This is a genomic window from Streptomyces sp. NPDC050504 (assembly GCF_044458065.1).
Classification (GTDB): Bacteria; Actinomycetota; Actinomycetes; order Streptomycetales; family Streptomycetaceae; genus Streptomyces.
Genome location: NZ_JBITHO010000005.1, coordinates 1 through 20,411, shown reverse-complemented (window position 1 = coordinate 20,411; position 20,411 = coordinate 1). Strand labels below are relative to the sequence as shown.

Here is a 20,411-nt window from a genome sequence, read left to right as displayed (position 1 = left end):
TACGTTTGCTCCGTGGACAAGAAGAACGCCCTGCGCGCCGGCGCCGTCGCGGCCGGTACGACGCTGATGATGCTGCTCATGTCGTCCCCCGCGCTCGCCGCGGTCGCCGACGACGGTGACGACCCGGCCCCCCGCCTGAGCGTGATGGAGACGCTGGGGCTGTTCGTCGTGGCGCCGATCGCCCTGTTCGCGGTGATCGCGGGCCTGGTGATGGTGCTGGACAAGTCCAAGAAGGTCTGACCCGGAGCTCTCCGGAGCGCCGACCCGCTCGTTCACACGAAGGGCGCCCCGCGCGCGGTACGGACGTACCGCGACGCCGGGGCGCCCTTCGTGCTGCCCGCGAACGGGTTCTGACGCCGGCTCTCAGGGCGTCTGGCCGGTCGCCCCGAGCAGCAGCGGCCGCAGCAGGTCGTTGAGCTGCCGCACCTGCTCCTCGTCGAGCGCGGCGCCGATCACCTCGGCCTGCACTTCGAGGCCCGCCGCCACGGCCTCGTCGATCAGCCGGATGCCGCGCTCGGCGAGCGTGACGCGCAGCGCGCGCCGGTCGTCCGGGTCGGGGCTGCGGTGCAGCAGTCCGGCCTTCTCCAGCTTGTCCAGCCGTCCGGTCATGCCGCCGGTCGTCAGCATCATCGTGGTCGCGAGGCGGCGCGGTGAGAGGGTGTACGGCTCTCCGGCGCGCCGGAGCGTGGCCAGCACGTCGAACTCGCCGCGCGAGAGCCCGTACCGCCCGTAGGTCTTCTCCATGCGCGCGGCCATCGCGGTCTCGATGCGCCAGATGCGGCCGAACACGGCCATGGGGCCGGTTTCGAGGTCGGGCCGGACGGCGAACCACTGTGCGGTGATCGCGTCGACGGGGTCCTGGGGGCTGCCCTGCGCTTCGGTCATGGCGCAAGTATCCCAGCGAACCGACCGCACGCAAGTAACTTGCATGCGAGTAAGTTGCTTGACGAAAAGTAGCTTAGAGGTAAGCTACTTTCCATCGAGCAAGTCGAGCCGCTTCCCCTCCACCCCGGGAGACCTGCCATGTCCCGCAAAGCCGCAGTCGTCGCACTCACCGCGCTCGCCCCGATCTCCTGGGGCTCCACCTACGCCGTCACCACCGAGTTCCTGCCGCCCGACCGGCCGCTCTTCACCGGCCTGATGCGCGCCCTGCCCGCCGGACTCCTGCTGCTCGGCATCACCAGGACGCTGCCGCGCGGCGACTGGTGGTGGAAGTCGGCGGTCCTCGGCGCGCTCAACATCGGCGCCTTCTTCCCGCTCCTCTTCCTCGCCGCCTACCGGCTGCCCGGCGGCATCGCGGCGGTCGTCGGCTCGGTCGGCCCGCTCTTCGTGATCGGCCTCGCGGCGCTGCTGCTGAGCGAACGGCCCACCGTGCGGGCCGTGCTGACCGCCGTCACCGCGGCGCTGGGAGTCAGCCTGGTGGTGCTCAAGGCGGGGGCCGGGTTCGATCTGCTCGGCGTGCTCGCCGGGCTCGCCGGGTCCGGCTCGATGGCCGCCGGCACCGTGCTCACCAAGCGCTGGGGCCGCCCCGAGGGCGTCGGACCGCTGGCCATGACCGGCTGGCAGCTCACCGCGGGCGGCCTGCTGATCGCCCCGATCGCCTTCCTGGTCGAGGGCGCGCCGCCCGCGCTGGACGGCCGGAACCTGCTCGGCTACCTCTACCTCGCCGTCGCCAACACCGCCATCGGCTACTGGCTCTGGTTCCGCGGCATCGGCCGGCTCTCGGCCACCTCGGTCACCCTGCTCGGCCCGCTCTCGCCGATCACCGCCGCCGTCATCGGCTGGATCGCGCTCGGCCAGGCGCTCGGCCCCGTGCAGCTGCTCGGCATGGGGATCGCCTTCGGGGCCACGCTCTTCGGCCAGTGGGCGCCGCGCGCCAAGAAGCTCGAAACGTTCAGCATTACTACAAAGAACGGTCAGAACGTTTCGATGGACCTGGTGAATGGAGCGGTGCGACGGTAGGGCCCGTGACCGAGACCCCCGGCGACGGGGAGGAAGGCGGGCGCCACCGTGGCACTCCTGGACCCCATCCGTACGACAGCGCGAAGCACCGCGAGGGCGAAGCCGGCCACCTGGCCCGGCATCGCCCTCGCGGCCGTCGCGACGGTCGTCTGGTCCGGGAGCTTCGTCGCGACCCGGGCCCTGCACGACACCGTCCCCCCGGTCCAGGCCGTGTTCTGGCGCTGGATCGTCGCCGTCGCGGCCGTCGCCCCCTTCGCGCTCCGCCCGGCCTGGCGGCAGCGGCACCTGCTGCGCCGCCACCTCCCGTACACCGCGCTCGCCGCGTTCCTCGGCATCGCCCTCTACAACACCCTCGTCCACCAGGCCGGACTCACCACGTCCGCCGGGAACATGGGCATGATCATGGCGGCCTCGCCGGTGTTCATGACCGGCTACGAACGCCTCGGCGGGGCCCGCGTCGGCGGCCGTCGCGCACTCGGCGTCGCGATCGCCTGCACCGGGGTCCTGCTCCTCGTCGGCAAGGGCTCGCCCGTACCCGACGACCTCACCACCGGCGACCTGTGGATGCTCGCCGCCGCGCTCGCCTTCGCCTCGTACAGCGCGCTGCTGCGCCGCAAGCCCGCCGCGATCGAGCCGCTGCCCTTCCTCCTCGCCACCTTCGCGCTCGGCGCGCTGATGCTGGCCCCCGCGTACGCCCTCAGCCTCGCGCTCCAGGGCGGCTTCGCGCCCACCCCCGGCACCGTCGGCCCGCTCCTGTACGTCGGCGTCCTCTCCTCCGCCGTCGCCTTCTTCGCCTGGAACCGCGCCGTCGCCCTCGTCGGCGCGGCCCGCGCCGGGGCCGTCTACTACCTCCAGCCCGTCTGCGTCGCCCTCCTCGCCCACCCGGTGCTCGGCGAGACGACGGGCCCGGCCGACCTGCTGTGCACGGCCCTGATCCTGGGCGGCGTGGTCCTGGGCGCGGGACGCGGGGACCGCCCGCACGGACGAGGACGGCGTGCGGCTACGTTGGCACGGTGACGACCCACGCGACCCTCCCCTTCACCCCGTCCGTACGCCAACTCCTGCACGCCCACTACGAGATGCCGACCGACGCCGCCCCCGAACGGCTGGCCGGGGGCGAGGAGTCCGCCGCCTACCGCCTCGGGGACGCGGTGGTGCGGATCGGGGGCGCGGGGCGGGACGCCGCCGACGCCGAGTGGTGCCACGCCGTCGCGACCGCAGCGCACCGCACGGTGCCCGAGGCGAACGCGCCGCTCGCCGCGCGCGACGGGCGCACCGCGATCCCCGCCGACGGCCTGCTCGTCAGCGTCTGGCCGTACGTCGCGGGGCAGTGGGGCGACGAGGAGGACCCCGTGCACCGGGCCGCGGCCGCCCGGGTCCTGGCGCGGACGCACCGCGCGCTGCGCGCCGCCCCGGCGCTCGGCGAGCGGCCCGCGCGGCGCCCCGCGCGGCCCGACGCGCCGGACGTGGCCGACCCCGAACTCGACCGCTGGCTCGCCGGGTTCGACGCCGGGCCCGGCGCCGAGCGGCAGCCCGTGCACGGCGACTTCCACGTGGAGAACGTGCTGCTCGACCCGGTCGGCGCGGTCGTCGCCGTACTCGACTGGGACGAGGCCCACCAGGGCTCCGCGCTGCGCGAGGCCGTGCACGCCGCGTGGGAGTGGGGCGACTGCCTGTACGAAGGGCTGGAGGGGGCACGGGAGTTCCTCGCCGCGTACGGCACGGCCGTGGACGACGCCACGCTGCGCGGCCTCGTGCGCGAACACCTCCGCTCCGAGATCAGCTACGCGCGGGCCGCGCACACCAGGGGCGCCGTGCTCGACGCCGAGCAGCTCGCGTACACTGACGACCAGGTCAAGGCCTTCCACGCGCTGCGTTGCTAGGTTGCGGCCATGGCGACCACCACCGACTGGGACATCAAGAAGCTCCAGATCCTGCGCACCCTCAGCGAGCGCGGGACCGTCACCGCGACGGCCGACGCGCTCCTGATGACCCCGTCCGCGGTGTCCCAGCAGCTCTCCAACCTGGCCAAGCAGCTGGGCGTACGGCTACTGGAGGCGCACGGCAGGCGGGTGCGGCTCACGGACGCCGCGCACCTCGTGCTGCGCCACGCCGAGGTCGTCTTCGCCCAGCTGGAGCGCGCCGACGCGGACCTCGCGGGGTACCTCCAGGGGGAGGCGGGCGAGGTCAGGGTCGGCGCCTTCTCGACGGCCGTCCCCGCGCTGGTCGTCCCCGCGGTGCGGGAGCTGCGCGCGGCGCACCCCTCTCTCGAGGTGCGGGTGCGGGAGGCGGAGGCGGCGGAGGCGTACGAGCTGCTGGCGGCGGGGGAGGTGGACCTCGCGCTGTCCCTCGCGGCGCACGCGCCTCCGGCGCGGGACCCCCGGTTCACGCGGGTCCCCCTGCTGGTCGACCCCCTGGACGTGGCCCTGCCCGCCGGGCACCCGCTGGCGGCGCTGCCCGGCCTGCGGCTCGCCGACCTCTCCGGGGAGCCGTGGATCTTCGGGGGCAGCGGGCCCTGGTCCCAGATCACGCTGACCGCGTGCGAGGCGGCGGGGTTCGTCCCGGAACAGGCCCACTCGGCGTCCGGCTGGACGGCGATCCTCGCGATGGTGGAGGCGGGTATGGGGGTGGCGCTGGTGCCCCGCATGGTGCGGGGCACCGTGGCGGGTGCGGGGGGCGCGGCGGGTACGGGGGGTGCGGTCCCCGCGGAGGGCGGTGTGGTGATGCGGGTGCTGGAGGCGGACCAGCCCAGGCGGCACGTGGTGGCGGCGGTGCGGCGGGGCGCGGAGGGCGCGCGGGGGGTGGGGCGCGTGCTGGACGCGTTGCGGGGGGCGGCAGGGGTACGGGGGTGAGGGGCGTGGGGGTGAGGGGGCGCCACGGGGTGCCCGGCCCCGACCGTTAAGTTCAGCTGAACATGCCGTGCGGAAACTTTCCATGGACGTGCGCGGTCCGCGACCGCGAGAGTCGAGGCCATGACCACCACGACGACGCCCTCCCGGGAAGACCCGCACGCCAACGACGCCGCCCCCTACCCCGGCGGCGACCCCTACGCCGACTACCGTCGTGGGGACTTCGGCTTCACCGACCTCGTGGACCTGGCCGACCGCCGTCTCGGCGGCGCCGTCGTCGCCGCGAACGACGAGTTCTTCGCCGAGCGCGAGAACCTCCTCCTCCGCCACCCCGCGGTCTTCGACCCCGAGCACTTCGGGCACAAGGGCAAGATCATGGACGGCTGGGAGACCCGCCGCAGGAGGGGCGCGGACGCGCAGAACGTGTTCCCCGCGCCCGAGGACCACGACTGGGCGATCGTCCGTCTCGGCGCCCCCGGCCTCGTCCGCGGCATCGTCGTGGACACCGCCCACTTCCGCGGCAACTACCCGCAGCGCGTCAGCGTCCAGGCCACCGCCGTCGCGGGCTCGCCCAGCCCCGAGCAGCTGCTCGCCGACGACGTGAAGTGGGAGGAGCTGGTTCCGCCGACCCCCGTCAGGGGCCACGCCGAGAACGGCTTCACGATCACCAGCGGGCGCCGCTTCACGCACCTGCGCCTGTGCCAGCACCCCGACGGCGGCATCGCCCGCCTCCGGGTCCACGGCGAGGTGCTGCCCGAACCCGAGTGGCTCGACCTCCTCGGGACCGTCGACCTCGTCTCCGTACTCAACGGGGGTGTGTACGAAGACGCGTCCGACAAGTTCTACTCGTCGCCCACCCAGATCATCCTGCCCGGCACCTCGCAGAAGATGGACGACGGCTGGGAGAACCGCCGCCGCCGGGTGCGCGACACCAACGACTGGGTCCGCTTCCGCCTCGTCGCGCAGGGCGCGATACGCGCCGTGGAGATAGACACCGCGTACCTCAAGGGCAACTCCGCCGGATGGATCGCCCTCCAGGGGCGCAACGGCGACACCGGCGACTGGTTCGAGATCATCCCGCGCACCCGCCTCCAGCCCGACACCCTGCACCGCTTCAAGCTGCCCGCCCAGGCGGTCGCCACCCACGTGCGCCTCGACGCCTTCCCCGACGGCGGCGTCGCCCGCATGCGGCTGCACGGCGTCCTCACCGAGGAGGGCAGGGCGGACCTCAAGGCCCGCTTCGGCGCCGCCGAGTAACCACCACCGCAGCCACCACGGCCACCGCCCGGCGGACGGCAGCGGTCCGCGCCCGTCCGCCGGGCGGAAACAAGGGGGGAGTGCCCGGGGGGGCACGGAGAAGGGGCACCTCGCCGACACGGGGTGCCCCTTCTCCGTACGCAGCGGACGTACCAGCCGTACCGGCTACTTCGCCGCGTCCGCCGCCTGCGCCCTCAGCGCCCGCTCCACGCCCGAGCGCGACTCCGAGACCAGCCGCCGCAGCGCGGCGTTCGGCTCGGCCGACGCCAGCCACGCGTCCGTCGTGTCCAGCGTCTCCCGGGTCACCTGGAGCGAGGGGTAGAGGCCCACCGCGACCTGCTGTGCCATCTCGTGCGAGCGGGACTCCCACACGTCCTTGACCGACGCGAAGAACTTCTCGGTGTACGGGGCCAGCAGCTCGCGCTGGTCGGTCTGGACGAAGCCCGCGATGACCGCCTCCTGGAGGGAGTTGGGCAGCTTGTCGGACTCCACGACCGACGCCCACGCCTCGGCCTTCGCCGCCTCGGTCGGCCGCGCCGCCCGCGCGGTCGCCGCGTGCCGCTCGCCCGCCGCCGTCCTGTCCCGCTCGTACTCCGCCGCGATCTCGTCCTCGTCGAACCGGCCGACCGCCGCCAGCCGCTCCACGAACGCCCAGCGCAGCTCGGTGTCGACGGCCAGGCCCTCGACGGTCTCGGTGCCCTCGAGGAGCGCCTGGAGCAGGTCGAGCTGGACCGGCGTGCGGGCCGTGGCGGCGAACGCCCGCGCCCACGCCAGCTGGTGGTCGCTGCCCGCGTCGGCCGCGCGCAGCTGCGCCAGCGTCGCGTCCGTCCACTGGGTGAGCCCGGCCTCGCGCCACGCCGGGTCGGCGTACAGGTCGACGGCGAGCTTCACCTGGCGGTGCAGCGACTGCACGACGCCGATGTCCGACTCCTTGGTGACGCCCGACAGCACCAGCGCCAGGTAGTCCCGCGCCGCCAGCTCGCCGTCGCGGGTCATGTCCCAGGCCGAGGCCCAGCACAGCGCGCGCGGCAGGGACTCGGTGAAGTCGCCGAGGTGCTCGGTGACCGTCTTCAGGGACTCCTCGTCGAGGCGCACCTTGGCGTACGACAGGTCGTCGTCGTTCAGCAGGACCACCGCGGGGCGGGCCCGGCCGACCAGCGCGTCGACCGGGGTCAGCTCGCCGTCGACGTCCAGCTCGATGCGGTCGGTGCGCACGAGCGCGCCGCCCTGGAGCTCGTACAGGCCGATCGCGATGCGGTGCGGGCGCAGCGTCGAGGCGCCCTTGGCGCCCTCGGGCAGCGCGGGCGCCTCCTGCTTGACCGCGAAGGAGGTGATCACGCCGTCCGCGTCGACCTCGATCACCGGGCGCAGCACGTTGATGCCGGCCGTCTCCAGCCACGCCTTCGACCAGGTCTTCAGGTCGCGGCCCGAGGTCTTCTCCAGCGCGCCCAGCAGGTCGGAGAGACGGGTGTTGCCGAAGGCGTGCGCCTTGAAGTACGCCTGGACGCCCTGGAAGAACTCGTCCTGCCCGACGTACGCCACGAGCTGCTTGAGCACGGACGCGCCCTTGGCGTACGTGATGCCGTCGAAGTTGACCAGCACGTCGTCCAGGTCGCGGATGTCGGCCATGATCGGGTGCGTGGACGGCAGCTGGTCCTGGCGGTACGCCCACGTCTTCATGGAGTTGGCGAAGGTCGTCCAGGAGTGCGGCCACTTCGAGTCGGGCGCGTACGCCTGGCAGGCGGCCTCGGCGTAGGTGGCGAACGACTCGTTCAGCCACAGGTCGTTCCACCACTCCATGGTGACGAGGTTGCCGAACCACATGTGGGCCAGCTCGTGCAGGATGGTCGCCGCGCGCATCTCGTACGCCGCGTCCGTCACCTTCGAGCGGAAGACGTACTGGTCGCGGAAGGTCACCGCGCCCGCGTTCTCCATCGCGCCCGCGTTGAACTCCGGCACGAAGAGCTGGTCGTACTTGGCGAAGGGGTAGGGGAAGTCGAACTTCTCCTGGAACCAGTCGAAGCCCTGCCGGGTGACCGCGAAGATCGCGTCCGCGTCCAGGAACTCCGCGAGCGAGGGGCGGCAGTAGATGCCCAGCGGCACGACCTGCCCGTTCGGGCCCTCGTAGGCGGAGTGCACCGCGTGGTACGGGCCGACGATCAGGGCCGTGATGTACGTGGAGATGCGCGGCGTCGGCTCGAAGGCCCAGACGTCGTCCGCGGGCTCAGGCGTCGGGGAGTTCGAGATCACGGTCCAGCCGGCGGGGGCCTTCACGGTGAACCGGAACGAGGCCTTCAGGTCGGGCTGCTCGAAGTTGGCGAACACCCGGCGCGCGTCCGGCACCTCGAACTGGGTGTAGAGGTACGCCTGCTGGTCGACCGGGTCGACGAAGCGGTGCAGGCCCTCGCCCGAGTTCGTGTACGCGCAGTCCGCGACGACCTTCAGCTCGTTCGCGCCCGCCCTGAGGTGCTTCAGCGCGATGCGCGAGTCCCGGAAGACGGCGGCGACGTCGAGCGACTTCCCGTTCAGCACGGCCTCGTGGACGGCGGGCGCCACCAGGTCGATGAAGGTCTCCGCGTTCTCCTCGGCGGAGTCGAAGCGGACCGTGGTCACGGAGCGGAAGGTGCCGCCCTCCTGCGCGCCGGTGAGGTCGAGCTCGATCTCGTAGGCATCCACGGTCAGCAGCTTCGCCCGCTGCTGCGCCTCTTCACGGGTCAGATTGGTGCCGGGCACGCGGTCATCTCCTCGGTATGTGACGTTTCCGGCCATCCTTCCACGTGGGGGCGGTAAGCGGGATATGGGATTACGGGGCCTCCGCGCCGGGGCCGGGCACCGCCCCGCCCACCGCCCGCGCGAAGGCCCGCACCCGCGCGGTCTCCCCGTCCCGGTGCCACACGAGGCCGAGCACGGAGTCCGGCACCCCCTCCACCGGCACGAAGACCACGTCGCGCCGCCCGTGGTACTCCGCCGTCGGACGGCACAGCAGCATCGCGCCCCGCTCCGCCGCGACCAGCGTCAGCCCCTCCTGGAGCGTGCGCACCGTGGGCCCTGGGGCGTCGGACGGGGCGTGCGCGGCCCGCCAGTAGGCGGGGGCCGGGGCCGCCGCGGAGATCAGCGGGGCCGCCGCCAACTCGGCCGCCGCGACCGAGGTCCGCGCCGCGAAGGGGTGCCGCACCGAGACCGCCACCGTCTGCGGCTGCCGCGAGAAGACGGGCCCCAGCACCAGGTCCGGCTCCGCCACCGGCAGCAGCACGATCGCCGCGTCGACGTCGCCGTGGCGCACGGCCCCGAAGGGGTCCGCGAACGGGATCTCCACGATCTCCGTCACGCACCCCGGGTGCCGCTCCTGGAAGCCGGTGATCGCCGACATCAGCCGGGCGTCCGCCGTGCCCTGGAAACCGATCCGCAGCCGCCCCGACACCCCGCGCGCCGCCTGCTTCGCGCCCTCGACGGTGGCGCTCAACGCGTCGTAGGCGGGCCGGAGTTCGGCGTGGAAGCGGGCGCCGAGCGGGGTCAGGCGCACCCGTCGGCTGGTGCGCTCGACGAGCCGCGCGCCGACGCGCTCCTCCAGGGAGCGCAGCAATTGGCTGACGCGGCTCTGCGAGACGTACAGCCGCTCGCCGGTCCGCCCGAAGTGCAGTTCGTCGGCGAGCACCAGGAAGCACTCCAGCTCGCGCAGCTCCACGCGCCGCCCCTTCCACCGGTCGACGGCCCACGGAAGATCGATGAGCCCCGCTCATACAAGGATGAGATCTTCGGCGTTGTTCCCGGCGGCCCGGCGACGAAGGCTGGAGCCATGAAACGTGCCTCCGCCACCCTTCCCCCCTCGGCCGCCCTTCCCCCCTCCGTCCTCGCCCTGGCCGCCGCGACCTTCGCCGTGGTCACCACCGAGATGCTGCCCGTCGGGCTGCTCACCTCGCTCGGCGACGGGCTGCACGTCACCCACGGCACGGCCGGTCTGACCGTCATGCTCCCCGGAATCGTCGCGGCCCTCTGCGCCCCGCTGCTGCCGCTGCTCGCGCGCCGCGCGGACCGGCGGGTGCTGCTGGTGTCCCTGCTCGCCCTGCTGGCCGGGGCGAACGCGCTCTCCGCGCTGGCCCCTTCCTTCGGCGTGCTGCTCGCCGCGCGCGTCGTCGTCGGGATCTGCATCGGCGGCGTCTGGGCGATCGCGGCGGGACTCGCGGTGCGGCTGGTGCGCGAGGAGACGGTGGGGCGGGCCACCGCCGTGGTCTTCAGCGGGATCGCGGTGGCGTCGGTCATCGGCGTGCCCGCCGGCACCTTCATGGGCGGGCTCGCGGGCTGGCGCTGGGCGTTCGCCGCGATGGCGGCGCTGGCCCTGGCGGTCGCCGCGCTCCTCGCGGCGACGCTGCCGCGGCTGCGGCCCGAGCCCGGGTCGTCAGGGGCGCTGCGGGAGGTCGCCGGGCTCGCCCCGGTCCGCCGGGGGCTGCTGGTCGTCGCCCTGCTGGTGACGGGCCACTTCGCCGCGTACACCTACGTCAGGCCCGTGCTGGAGCGGGTGGACGGAGTGGGCCCCGCGACGGTCAGCGGGCTGCTGCTGGCGTACGGGGTCGCGGGCATCGTCGGCAACTTCACGGGCGGCGCGCTGGCCCCGCGCGGGCCCCGCAGGGTGCTGCTGGTGATCGCGGCGGGGCTGGGGAGCGTGGTGCTGCTGGCCGTCCCCGCGGGCGGTTCGCTGCTCGCGTCGGCCGCGCTGCTCGTGGCGTGGGGGCTGCTGTACGGCGGGGTGTCGGTCAGCGCCCAGAACTGGCTGCTGTCGGAGGCGCCCGCGGGCGCGCGGGAGGCGGCGTCGGCGCTGTTCGCGGGCGTGTTCAACGCGGCGATCGCGCTGGGCGCGCTGGCGGGGGGCCGGGCGTCCGACGGGCACGGGGCGGCGGGGGCGCTGTGGACGGGCGGGGCGCTGGCGCTGCTCGCGGGGGCCGTGGCGGGCGTCGCGGGATTTCGGGGGGCGTCGAGCGCGAGGTCCGAATACCGCGAGCGTGCGGGGCGGGCGGGGGCGGAGGCTTGGCGTCATGACGACGACGTACGAAGTGAAGACGGACCGGGCCGCCGCGTACCGGGCGCTGCCCATCGACCCGGCCGCCCTTGAGGAACTGCGCCGCACCGACGACGCGGGGCGGCCGTGCGAGCCGTTCGTCGCGGCGGAGGGCGGCAGCCCGCTGCGGTGCTGCCTGCGGGCCGTGGAGGCGGGGGAGCGGATCGCGCTCGTCTCGTACGCGCCGCTGCGGCGGTGGGCCCGCGAGACGGGGGTGGAGCCGGGGGCCTACGACGAGCAGGGCCCGCTCTTCATCCACGCGGCCCCCTGCGGAGGGCCCGCGGCCGGTGCGGAGGGGGCCGGTTACCCCTTCGGCCGGGTCGGCGCGCTGCGGACGCTGCGGCGCTACGACGCCCAGGGGCGGATCGTCGGGGGACGCCTGCTGGAGATCCCGCAGGACGTGACGGCGGGGTTCGACGCGGCGCTGGACGAGGCGTTCGCGCAGGAGGGGGTGGAGTGGGTGCACGTACGGGCGGTGGAGTACGGCTGCTTCCAGTGGGCGGTACGGAGGTAGGGCGCCGTCCCCCGGGGCGCCGGAAGACCGCGCGGTTCCCCGGGCCCCTTCAGGGGCGCGGGGAACCGCGCGAGCAAGCCTCCACCGGTCGGCAGGTGGCCACCCGCGCCCGGCGGGCCCGCCACCCCGGACCCGGACCCGGACCCGCCCCGCGCCTACGCGCCGCGCAGCTCCGCCGCGACCAGCTCCGCGATCTGGACCGCGTTCAGCGCCGCGCCCTTGCGCAGGTTGTCGTTCGACAGGAACAGGGCGAGACCGTTCTCCACGGTCTCGTCCACCCGGATCCGCCCCACGTACGACGCGTCCTTGCCCGCGGCCTGCAGCGGCGTCGGGATCTCCGACAGCTCGACGCCCGGCGCGTCCTTCAGCAGCTCGTACGCCCGCTCCACCCCGATCGGCCGCTCGAAGCGCGCGTTGACCTGGAGGGAGTGCCCGGAGAAGACCGGGACGCGGACGCACGTGCCGGAGACCTTCAGGCCGGGGATCTCCAGGATCTTCCGCGACTCGTTGCGGAGCTTCTGCTCCTCGTCCGTCTCGAACGACCCGTCGTCGACGATCGACCCGGCGAGCGGCAGCACGTTGAAGGCGATGGGGCGCTTGTAGACCGCGGGCTCGGGGAAGTCCACGGCCTCCCCGTCGAAGGTCAGCTGGTCCGCCGCCTCGGCGACCTTGCAGGCCTGCCCGTGCAGCTCGGCGACGCCCGCGAGGCCGGACCCGGACACGGCCTGGTAGGTCGTGGCGACCAGCGCGGTCAGCCCGGCCTCCGCGTGCAGCGGCCGCAGCACCGGCATCGCGGCCATGGTGGTGCAGTTCGGGTTGGCGATGATGCCCAGCGGCCGGTCCGCCACCGCGTGCGGGTTCACCTCGGAGACCACCAGCGGCACCTCGGGGTGGCCGCGCCACGCGGAGGAGTTGTCGATCACCACGGCGCCCTGGGACGCGACCTTCTCGGCCAGCGCGCGCGACGTCGCGCCGCCCGCCGAGAACAGCACGATGTCCAGGCCCGAGTAGTCGGCGGTCGACGCGTCCTCGACCGTCACGCCGTCCAGAACCGTCCCCGCGGACCGGGCCGAGGCGAACAGGCGCAGCTCGTCGACCGGGAACTCCCGCTCGGCCAGGATCTTGCGCATCACAGTGCCGACCTGCCCGGTGGCTCCGACGATTCCGACCTTCACAAGGACTCCTCTGTACGTACTGCCTGCGGCCGTGCGGCCGGGATGCCGCATCCATGATGCGTATGTCCCCGGCCGCCTTGTCCAATCCGTTGTTCGCACCCCAAGACGCCCGGAGTCCGAACCGCGAGACGCGCTCAGCGGACCTCGAAGTTCCACGGCCCGCCGGTCCTGATCTGGAGGAACCCGTGGGGGAAGGTGTGCAGGCCGGAGCCGACGCTGATCCGTCTGACCGGCTCCAGGCGCTCGTCCAGGGCCCAGACGACCGGGACGTCGAGCGCGCCCCTGCGCTCGTGGGTGAGCATCATCTCAGCCTCGGGCCCGGTGTTGCGGACGACGCCGTAGCCGTGCCCCGAGACGGTCCCGTCGAAGGCGGGCGCCGCCGCGAGGTCGGTCGGCGCGAGCTGCCAGCCGGTGGTCTCGGGCGCGCCGACCTGGACGTAGCAGAAGCCCGCCCCCGACACCCAGAGCGGTCCGACGGCGGGGCGGCGCCTGCCCTGGGTGTCGGCGGAGACCACCCGCTTGCCGCCGTGCTGGACGGTGTGGGTGGACAGCGGGGCGTCGTCGGCCGTGGTGCGGCCGAGGCCCAGCAGTGCGGGCGGCCCCGCGTACCGGAACACCGCGCTGCCGCTGCCCTGGACCGGCGCGAGCGGCGGGATCCGGTCGGCGGTGAGGAGCTGGAGGTCCCAGTCGGTGGCGTCCTCGATGCGCAGCCGCGCCTCGGGCTCGCCCTTGCGGAAGAGGAGGGTGCGGCCCCGGGAGCCGTGGTCCGTGCCGCGCAGGAACGGTTCCTCGTCGTCGTACTCGTCGAGCAGCTTGATCTCGTACCCGGACACGGGGCAGTGCCCCCGCACGGCGTACTCCAGCAGCGCGGGCACGCCCGGGTTCGGGTTGACGAGGGTGACCGTGCCGGGGCCGCCCCGGTGGCCGCCGACCACCGAGGCGGCGGCGGGGCCGACGGGGGCCGCGGCGGCGGGGGAGCCCTGGGCCGCGCCCGGCACCGGGCGGGGCGCCAGCGACCAGCCGCCGTCCGCCTCGACGGCGAGCACCAGCGGCCCGTCCGGGAGCGGCACCGTCAGGCGGAACCGGTCCGTCTCGTTGACGAGCAGGTCGCGGCGGTCCTCGAAGCGGTCGGCCCGGTCGGCGCTCCACAGCCCGAAGTAGCCGCCGCCGTCCTCGTCGCCCTCGTGGACGACGTCGAGGTCGGCCACCGGGCCGCCGTACAGCAGGACTTCGGGGCCGCGCCCCCGGACGCCGCCGTCCGCGCGGCGCGCGACGGAGAGCGGCTGCACCAGCAGCGTCCAGTCGTTGTCCGCCTCGATCTTCAGCCGCAGCGGCCGGTCGGCGGGGTACTGGACGAGGGCGCGGCCCCTGAAGGCGGTCTGCGTGGTGTTGAAGAGCAGGTCCTCGGTCTTGTTGCGGTGGTTCAGCGTCTCGACGGCGAAGTAGCCGTCGTCCTCGTGCCACGCCTCGACGATCACGGGCCCCGCGGGCACCGGGGCGTCCACGGTGAGCACGTCGCTCCCGTACCCCCGGCGCACGAAGGCCGGGAACTCGGGCCCGAAGGCGTGCGGCACGGCGGGGACCACCGGGGCGTGCGGCGCGGGCGCGGGCTGTGCGGGTACGGGCGGCGCGTGCCGTACGGGTACGGGCGGCTGCGGTCCGCCCTCCACCACCACCCCGAAGTCCGTCGCGAGCCCCGCGAGCCCGGAGGCGTACCCCTGGCCCACCGCGCGGAACCGCCAGCCCCCGCCCCGCCGGTACACCTCGCCCAGCACGAACGCCGTCTCGGTCGTCGCGCCGTCCACCGCGTACAGCGCGACCCGCGCGCCCGCCCCGGTGAGCAGCTGGACGTACAGGCCGGGCACCGCACCGAAGGTGCCGCCGTCGCAGGCGGCCGCCACCACCACGCGGTCCACGCCGGGCTCGACGCGCGCCAGGTCCAGTTCCAGCCACTCGGCGAGCTGCCCGTCGCCCGCGCCGCCACCCAAGTGGCGTACCGCGCCCGACGGATGGTGCGGCTGGTCGTGGAACACCATGTCGGCGTCGCCGCGCACGCGGCCGTCCGCACCGAGGAGCAGGGCCGACGCGTCGACCGCCGGTGCTCCCTGGACGTGCCGCCGACAGACCGCGATCCGCAGGACCTCGCTGGGCACAGGGGTGTTGGCGCCCTTGGTGATGTGCGTCATGCGGCACATGGTGGCAGTGAAGGGCGTGTGAAGTCGATGTGAAGGCCACAGGTATGTGCGGGGCGCTTCGGGGCGTGACAAGTGCGTGAAGTGACTGTTGCCGCCCCTGCAGAGGGGTTCCGCCGGGACCCCCATCCGGTTTACGGTCACAACTCGCCAAGATCCACAAGCTCCGCGAGAGCCAAAAGATCTCCAAGAGCGCCGCGTTCGAACGTCCGCAGCCGAAAGAAGGTCACAGTGCGCGCAACCCGCCGCAGCCGTGCGATATCCGCCCTCGCCACCGCAGCAGTGGCCGTTCCGGTCCTGCTCGCCGCCGCCCCCGCGGCGGGCGCGCACCCGCAGCACGACGTCCGCCAGGACCGGCACCGCGCCGAGAAGCTGGCGAAGGAGCTGGTCAAGGACGCCTCGGGCAAGAGCGCCTACCGCCACCTCCAGAAGTTCCAGCAGATCGCCGACTCCGCGGGCGGCAACCGCGCCGCCGGCACCCTCGGCTACGACGCCTCGGCGGCCTACGTCTACAACCAGCTCAAGAAGGCCGGGTACGACGTCAAGTACCAGGAATTCACCATCCACGAGTCCAAGACGCTGCGCGAGAAGCTGGTCGTGGACGGCGCCGAGCTGAAGACCACGGCGTTCGAGTTCTCCAAGTCGACGCCCGCCGGCGGCATCACCGCCTCCATCGCCGCCGCGCGGGTCGACGACACCCCGGGCTGCGAGCTGGACGACTACAAGTCCGAGACCTTCACCGGCAAGATCGCCCTGGTGAAGCGCGGCACCTGCACCTTCCAGCAGAAGGAGGCGGTGGCGGCCCAGGCCGGCGCCGTCGGCCTGATCCTCTACAACCACTCCGGCGACAAGCCGGTCGCGGGCACCGTCGAGGCCCCGGCCAACGCGCACATCCCGGCCGTCGGCATCACCAAGGCGGACGGCGAGGCGCTGGCCGCCAAGGTCGCCAAGGGCGACGTCAAGGCGACCGTCGACGTGGCCACCCAGGCGGTCCCGCACCAGACCCGCAACGTCATCGCGGAGACCAGGGGCGGCAGCGCCGACCGCGTCGTCGCGCTCGGCGCCCACCTCGACTCCGTCGCCGAGGGCCCCGGCATCAACGACAACGGCACGGGCTCGGCCGGTCTGATCGAGGTCGCGGAGAAGCTCGCCAAGGAGACCAAGAAGGGCAAGAAGCTCGCCAACAAGGTGCGCTTCGCCTGGTGGTCGGGCGAGGAGCTGGGCCTGCTCGGCTCCGACCACTACGTCAAGTCGCTGAGCGACAAGCAGAAGAAGCAGATCAAGCTCTACCTCAACTTCGACATGATCGGCTCGCCCAACCCGGTGCAGTTCGTCTACGACGGCGACAACTCCGACAACACGGGCGAGGGCGAGGGTCCGGCCGGTTCGGCGCAGATCGAGAAGCTGATCAACGGCTTCCTCGACAAGAAGGGCCAGCCGCACGAGGGCACCGACTTCGACGGCCGCTCCGACTACGGGCCGTTCATCGAGAACGGCATCCCGGCGGGCGGCACCTTCACCGGCGCCGAGGGCATCAAGACCCCCGCTCAGGCCGCCAAGTTCGGCGGCCAGGCGGGCGTCGCCTACGACCCGAACTACCACGGCGCGGGCGACGACCTGAAGAACATCGACAAGAAGATCTTCGACCTCAACGTCGACGTCATCGCGCACGCGGTCGGCACCTACGCGTACGACATCAGCTCGCTGAAGAACTGATCGGCGAGAGGCACGACAAGAGGGGCGGCACCCGGCCGGGTGCCGCCCCTCCGTCGTACCGCTACAGCGCTACGGGGTGACCTTCGAGATCACCGCGTTGCCCGAACCGGCCACCGTGCCGCGCTCGTTCAGCAGCCGCACCTGGCCGAAGAACTGCCGTCCCTCGGGCGCCGGGCCCGCGACCAGCACGTCGGCGGAGAGCTGCGCGCCCGCGCCGTTGCCCAGCTTCACGGTCTTCGACTCGTCGACCTTCAGCTGGCCGAGCGACGGGGCGAAGAAGGCGTCCCGGTAGTTGTAGGTCGTGCCTCCGGCGGCGTCCACCTTGAAGCCGTCCACGACGATCGTGTACGTGCCCGCGGCGGGCTTCACCAGCGCGACGGCCTCCTCGGAGTCGCCGTCGGCGGCCTGGCCGACCTGCTTGCCGTCCCGGTAGACCGTCAGGTCCAGGTCGGCGCCCTTGTCGGACGGCGAACCGATCGCGACGTCGAAGCGCTCCACGCCCTCACCGAGCACGACCGTGGTCGTCTGCGACTCGCCCTGCTTGATGGTGGGCGTCGCCGTCTTGGCCGAGCCGAGCGAGGAGCCCTTGAGCTTGCCCTCGATCGCGGCGAAGTTGTTGGTGACGTTCCACTTCACCGGGGCCGGGGTGCCGACCTTCGCCTCGGGGAGCGTCAGCACCGCCGGGTCGAAGGCCGCGCCGAGCAGCGTGACGTCCAGCGCGTACGGGTTGTTCAGCAGCGGCGACGTGCGGCGCGACTCGACCTCGATCTCCCAGACGCCGGCCTGCGGGTTCGCGTACGAACGCAGGTCGGGGCGGCAGGTGTTCGCCGGGTTCTCGTAGTTCGGGTAGCAGTTGGTCGTCGCCGTCGGGTCCAGCGGCACGCCGTACGGGTGCAGCGAGATGAACCGGGTCTGGCTGTCCTTGGCCAGCCCGCCCAGCGCCACCTCAAGCGACGTCGCGCCCTTGGGGACGTTCAGGAAGTACGACTTGGTGCTGTTGCGCTGCACCGAGCCCTTCGCGGAGTACGTGTACCCCGGGCCCTTCACGTCCTCGGCGACCACGACGGTCGTCATGATCTGCTTGTCGACGCCCTCGGTGCGCTCGTCGTCGAGCTCCAGGATCGCGCTGTGCACGCCGACGGTGCCCGGCCTGGCCTGCACCTTGATGGTGACCGGCTGGTTCAGCGGCAGGTCGACCTCGTCGTCGCCGACGATGCGGAACGTGCCGTCGTCGTTGCGGAAGTCCAGCTCGTGCTCGACGGTCCGCTTGGGGCCCGTGGTGCGGGTGACGACCACGTCGTACGTCTTGCGCTGGCCGGCCTTCAGGCCGCCCTCGCGGTCGTACAGACCGGTGCCGAAGCCGGGCGTCTTGAGGGCCTGCTCCAGCGCCGTGTCGACCGGCGCCTTCACCGCGTACTCGTGGGCGGTGGCGCCGTCCTCGATGGACTCCCAGGCGTCGACGATGTCGATGAGGCCCGCGCCCTGCTCGTGCGCCTGGACGCCGCGGATCTTCTTCGCGGTCGAGGTCAGCGCGGTGCGCAGCTTCGCCGGGGTCAGCTCGACGCCCTCGCGCTTGGCGGCCGAGAGGAGCAGCGCGGCGGCGCCGGTCGCCTGCGGCGAGGCCATCGAGGTGCCCTGGAGCATCGAGTAGCCGGCCGGCAGGGAGTAGCCCGCCTCCTTGACCGGGCCGCCGGGCGACCAGGTCTGGGTGGTGTTGATGGCCGCGCCCGGGGCGGAGAGCGTCGGGGTCGCGCCGCCGTCCTCGCGCGGACCGCGCGAGGAGAACGGGAACATCGCGTACTTCTTCGTCACGACCGAGCCGTAGTTGGCGGCCCAGGTCTCCTTGGAGACCGAGGCGCCGACCGAGACGACCTTGGAGGCGACGGCCGGGTCGCCGATGGTGTTCGTGCCGGGGCCGGAGTTGCCCGCGGAGATCACGATCTGCACGCCGTACTCGTCGATGAGGCGGTTGTAGAGCGCGGTGCGCACGTTCTCGCCGTCGTTGAGCGGCGGGAGGCCGCCGATCGACATGTTGACGATGTCGACGCCGCGCTTGGTGACGAGGTCGATCATGCCCTCGGTGAGCGCGACGTTGGTGCAGCCGCCGTCCCAGGTGCAGGCGCGGGACGCGACCAGCTTGGCGCCGGGCGCCGCGCCGTTCATGCGCCCGCCGAACAGGCCGTTGGCGGCGGTGATGCCCGCGACGTGGGTGCCGTGGCTGCCCTCGATGACGCCGATCGACACGTAGTCGGCCTTGGCGCCCGACGCGTTGTACGGCACGTCCTTGCGGATCTCGACGACGAACGGGATGCGCTCGACGACGTCGGTCGCCGGGTCGTCCTGCCCGAAGTAGCCGATCTGGAAGCCGTCCTTGTACGGCTTCAGGGCGGCGTCGTTCGTGAAGTCGGCGTCGTTGTTCAGGTCCACCCGGACGGTACCGGCGGCCTGGTCGTAGAGGACGGCCCAGACGTCGGTGGTGTCGCCGTCGCGGTTCAGGTCGCCCGCCATGTCGCCGCCGAGCGTGGCGGCCTCGGCGAACAGGCTGACCTTGTAGGAGCCCGCGGGCGCGCTGTACGTACGGCCCCGGTAGGTGAACGTCGGGCCCTGGGCGGCGGCCGTCTGGCGCAGCCAGGTGCCGTCGTCGTCGCCGACCGGGTCCGTGGCGGTCACCCAGTCGACGATCTTGCGCTCGCCTGTGGTGGTCTTCTGGAGGGCGGGGTGGCCCAGGTCGATGCCCGAGTCGAGGATGCCGATGGTGACGCCCCGGCCGTCCGCCCTGGGGTTCTTCTTCACGAAGTCGACGGCGCCCGTCTCGAAGGACGGGTTGTACGGGTTCTTCGCGGGGGTCTTGGCGTTCGGCGCGGGGTACGCGGCGGTGCCCCGCGCGCCGTCCGACGCGCCGGACGAGCCGGGCGTCGGGTCCTCCAGCGCGATCTCCTGCTTGAGGTCGATGCCCTGCACGGAGGGCAGCGCGGCGGCGGCCTTCAGCGCGGCGTCGGCGCGCTTCGTCGGGAGCGTGGCCCTGACGTAGCCGAGCTTGTCGTCGGCCTTGCCGACGACGGCGCCCGCGACGGCGTCGAGCTGGCCCGCGACCTGCTCGGTCGCGCCCGGCGCGGTCGCGACCATCACGGTGACGGTCGGGGCGCCGGTCGCCTCGGCCTCGGCGAGCAGCGCCTCGTCCGCGGCGCCGATCTTCTGCTCGGCGGCGACGGCCTTGCCGGGGGCGTTGCCCGGCACGTCGGTCGGCCCGTCGACGGCGAACGCGGGCGCGGCGCCCGCCGCGACGAGCGCGGCGACGAGACCGGCGGCAGCGGCGGTGCGCACGACACGGGCGGTCGTGGGTCTGGCCCCGGATATGGCCCCGGGTATGGAGTTGGGGGGTTCGAGGGTCATCGGCATCCCTTGCGTGAAAGAAAGCGTCCGGAATCCGTTACCGGATGACCGCTCACTTTTTCGCAAGGGACGGGTGTTTGGGGAGGGTTACCGGGGGGCGGAATGTGCCGGTGGCGCACATCCGCCACTGCGGGGAGTGCGCCACGGGGGAGATATGGGGTGAACGTGACGTGTCCAGTGGCCGGTGGGGGGGGGGGGGGGGGGGCCCCCCCCCCCCCCCCCCCCCCCCCCCCCCCCGGGGGGGGCCCCCCCCCCGGGGGGCCCCCCCCCCCCGCCCCCGCCCCCGCCCCCCCCCCCCCC

At 73.4% G+C, this 20,411-nt stretch carries 15 protein-coding genes; 9 read left to right on the top strand and 6 right to left on the bottom strand.

Annotated elements, in window-relative coordinates; genetic code table 11:
• The first annotated feature begins 12 nt into the window (after window positions 1-12).
• The gene (locus tag ACIBNE_RS19195; RefSeq protein WP_399273014.1) at window positions 13-240 is read left to right on the top strand and encodes a hypothetical protein; all 228 of its coding nucleotides are present in this window, start codon (window positions 13-15) and stop codon (window positions 238-240) included.
• Between the two features lie 123 nt (window positions 241-363).
• Here the strand turns inward: ACIBNE_RS19195 and ACIBNE_RS19190 are convergent, their stop codons facing one another.
• On the bottom strand, window positions 364-885 hold the full coding sequence (locus ACIBNE_RS19190) for a MarR family winged helix-turn-helix transcriptional regulator (protein WP_399273012.1): 522 nt from the start codon (window positions 883-885) through the stop codon (window positions 364-366).
• Window positions 886-1,023: 138 nt separating this feature from the next.
• On the opposite strand from ACIBNE_RS19190, the gene ACIBNE_RS19185 reads away from it, so the two are divergent.
• From ACIBNE_RS19185 to alc, 5 genes are all read left to right on the top strand, one after another.
• Window positions 1,024-1,962, top strand: coding sequence for an EamA family transporter (locus ACIBNE_RS19185; protein ID WP_399273010.1), 939 nt, complete (start codon window positions 1,024-1,026; stop codon window positions 1,960-1,962).
• Window positions 1,963-2,010: 48 nt separating this feature from the next.
• Window positions 2,011-2,979 carry a DMT family transporter gene (locus ACIBNE_RS19180; protein ID WP_399273008.1) on the top strand — a complete coding sequence of 323 codons (969 nt, stop codon included), beginning with the start codon at window positions 2,011-2,013 and terminating at the stop codon, window positions 2,977-2,979.
• Window positions 2,976-3,845, top strand: a complete 870-nt coding sequence (locus ACIBNE_RS19175; RefSeq protein ID WP_399273006.1) for a phosphotransferase — start codon at window positions 2,976-2,978, stop codon at window positions 3,843-3,845. Before ACIBNE_RS19180 ends, ACIBNE_RS19175 begins: the two co-directional genes overlap by 4 nt.
• Window positions 3,846-3,854: 9 nt before the next feature.
• Window positions 3,855-4,814: a LysR family transcriptional regulator gene (locus ACIBNE_RS19170; protein ID WP_399273004.1), complete on the top strand. Its 960-nt coding sequence runs from the start codon at window positions 3,855-3,857 to the stop codon at window positions 4,812-4,814.
• A gap of 120 nt (window positions 4,815-4,934) precedes the next feature.
• Entirely contained in the window at window positions 4,935-6,068 is a 1,134-nt protein-coding gene (gene alc / locus ACIBNE_RS19165) for an allantoicase (RefSeq protein ID WP_399273002.1), read from the top strand.
• Window positions 6,069-6,233: 165 nt separating this feature from the next.
• Here alc and pepN read toward each other — a convergent pair whose 3' ends face one another.
• Both pepN and ACIBNE_RS19155 read right to left on the bottom strand, forming a co-directional pair.
• On the bottom strand, window positions 6,234-8,801 hold the full coding sequence (pepN, locus tag ACIBNE_RS19160; protein ID WP_399273000.1) for an aminopeptidase N: 2,568 nt from the start codon (window positions 8,799-8,801) through the stop codon (window positions 6,234-6,236).
• A gap of 70 nt (window positions 8,802-8,871) precedes the next feature.
• On the bottom strand, window positions 8,872-9,753 hold the full coding sequence (locus ACIBNE_RS19155) for a LysR family transcriptional regulator (RefSeq protein ID WP_399272998.1): 882 nt from the start codon (window positions 9,751-9,753) through the stop codon (window positions 8,872-8,874).
• Window positions 9,754-9,864: 111 nt separating this feature from the next.
• Here ACIBNE_RS19155 and ACIBNE_RS19150 point away from each other — a divergent pair, with 111 nt between their 5' ends.
• Both ACIBNE_RS19150 and ACIBNE_RS19145 read left to right on the top strand, forming a co-directional pair.
• Window positions 9,865-11,175 (top strand): MFS transporter, encoded by a 1,311-nt coding sequence (locus ACIBNE_RS19150; protein ID WP_399272996.1) that lies wholly within the window; start codon window positions 9,865-9,867, stop codon window positions 11,173-11,175.
• Window positions 11,099-11,635, top strand: a complete 537-nt coding sequence (locus ACIBNE_RS19145; RefSeq protein ID WP_399272994.1) for a DUF1203 domain-containing protein — start codon at window positions 11,099-11,101, stop codon at window positions 11,633-11,635. The genes ACIBNE_RS19150 and ACIBNE_RS19145 overlap by 77 nt, the downstream gene beginning before the upstream one ends.
• 155 nt (window positions 11,636-11,790) lie before the next feature.
• Here ACIBNE_RS19145 and ACIBNE_RS19140 read toward each other — a convergent pair whose 3' ends face one another.
• Complete coding sequence (locus ACIBNE_RS19140; protein WP_399272992.1) at window positions 11,791-12,810, bottom strand: aspartate-semialdehyde dehydrogenase; 1,020 nt, start codon at window positions 12,808-12,810, stop codon at window positions 11,791-11,793.
• A gap of 134 nt (window positions 12,811-12,944) precedes the next feature.
• Entirely contained in the window at window positions 12,945-14,996 is a 2,052-nt protein-coding gene (locus ACIBNE_RS19135; RefSeq protein ID WP_399272990.1) for a TerD family protein, read from the bottom strand.
• Window positions 14,997-15,233: 237 nt separating this feature from the next.
• Here ACIBNE_RS19135 and ACIBNE_RS19130 point away from each other — a divergent pair, with 237 nt between their 5' ends.
• Window positions 15,234-16,718, top strand: a complete 1,485-nt coding sequence (locus ACIBNE_RS19130; protein WP_399272988.1) for a M28 family metallopeptidase — start codon at window positions 15,234-15,236, stop codon at window positions 16,716-16,718.
• 69 nt (window positions 16,719-16,787) lie between these two features.
• Here ACIBNE_RS19130 and ACIBNE_RS19125 read toward each other — a convergent pair whose 3' ends face one another.
• Window positions 16,788-20,111 carry a S8 family serine peptidase gene (locus tag ACIBNE_RS19125; RefSeq protein WP_399272986.1) on the bottom strand — a complete coding sequence of 1,108 codons (3,324 nt, stop codon included), beginning with the start codon at window positions 20,109-20,111 and terminating at the stop codon, window positions 16,788-16,790.
• Window positions 20,112-20,411 lie beyond the last annotated feature (300 nt).

What these genes read in the sequence shown, in the direction of transcription:
- ACIBNE_RS19190 (WP_399273012.1), bottom strand. Translation starts at nt 885, where the DNA reads ATGACCGAAGCGCAGGGCAGCCCCCAGGACCCCGTCGACGCGATCACC.
- ACIBNE_RS19185 (WP_399273010.1), top strand. Translation starts at nt 1,024, where the DNA reads ATGTCCCGCAAAGCCGCAGTCGTCGCACTCACCGCGCTCGCCCCGATC.
- ACIBNE_RS19170 (WP_399273004.1), top strand. Translation starts at nt 3,855, where the DNA reads ATGGCGACCACCACCGACTGGGACATCAAGAAGCTCCAGATCCTGCGC.
- alc (WP_399273002.1), top strand. Translation starts at nt 4,935, where the DNA reads ATGACCACCACGACGACGCCCTCCCGGGAAGACCCGCACGCCAACGAC.
- ACIBNE_RS19150 (WP_399272996.1), top strand. Translation starts at nt 9,865, where the DNA reads ATGAAACGTGCCTCCGCCACCCTTCCCCCCTCGGCCGCCCTTCCCCCC.
- ACIBNE_RS19145 (WP_399272994.1), top strand. Translation starts at nt 11,099, where the DNA reads ATGACGACGACGTACGAAGTGAAGACGGACCGGGCCGCCGCGTACCGG.
- ACIBNE_RS19135 (WP_399272990.1), bottom strand. Translation starts at nt 14,996, where the DNA reads ATGACGCACATCACCAAGGGCGCCAACACCCCTGTGCCCAGCGAGGTC.
- ACIBNE_RS19125 (WP_399272986.1), bottom strand. Translation starts at nt 20,111, where the DNA reads ATGACCCTCGAACCCCCCAACTCCATACCCGGGGCCATATCCGGGGCC.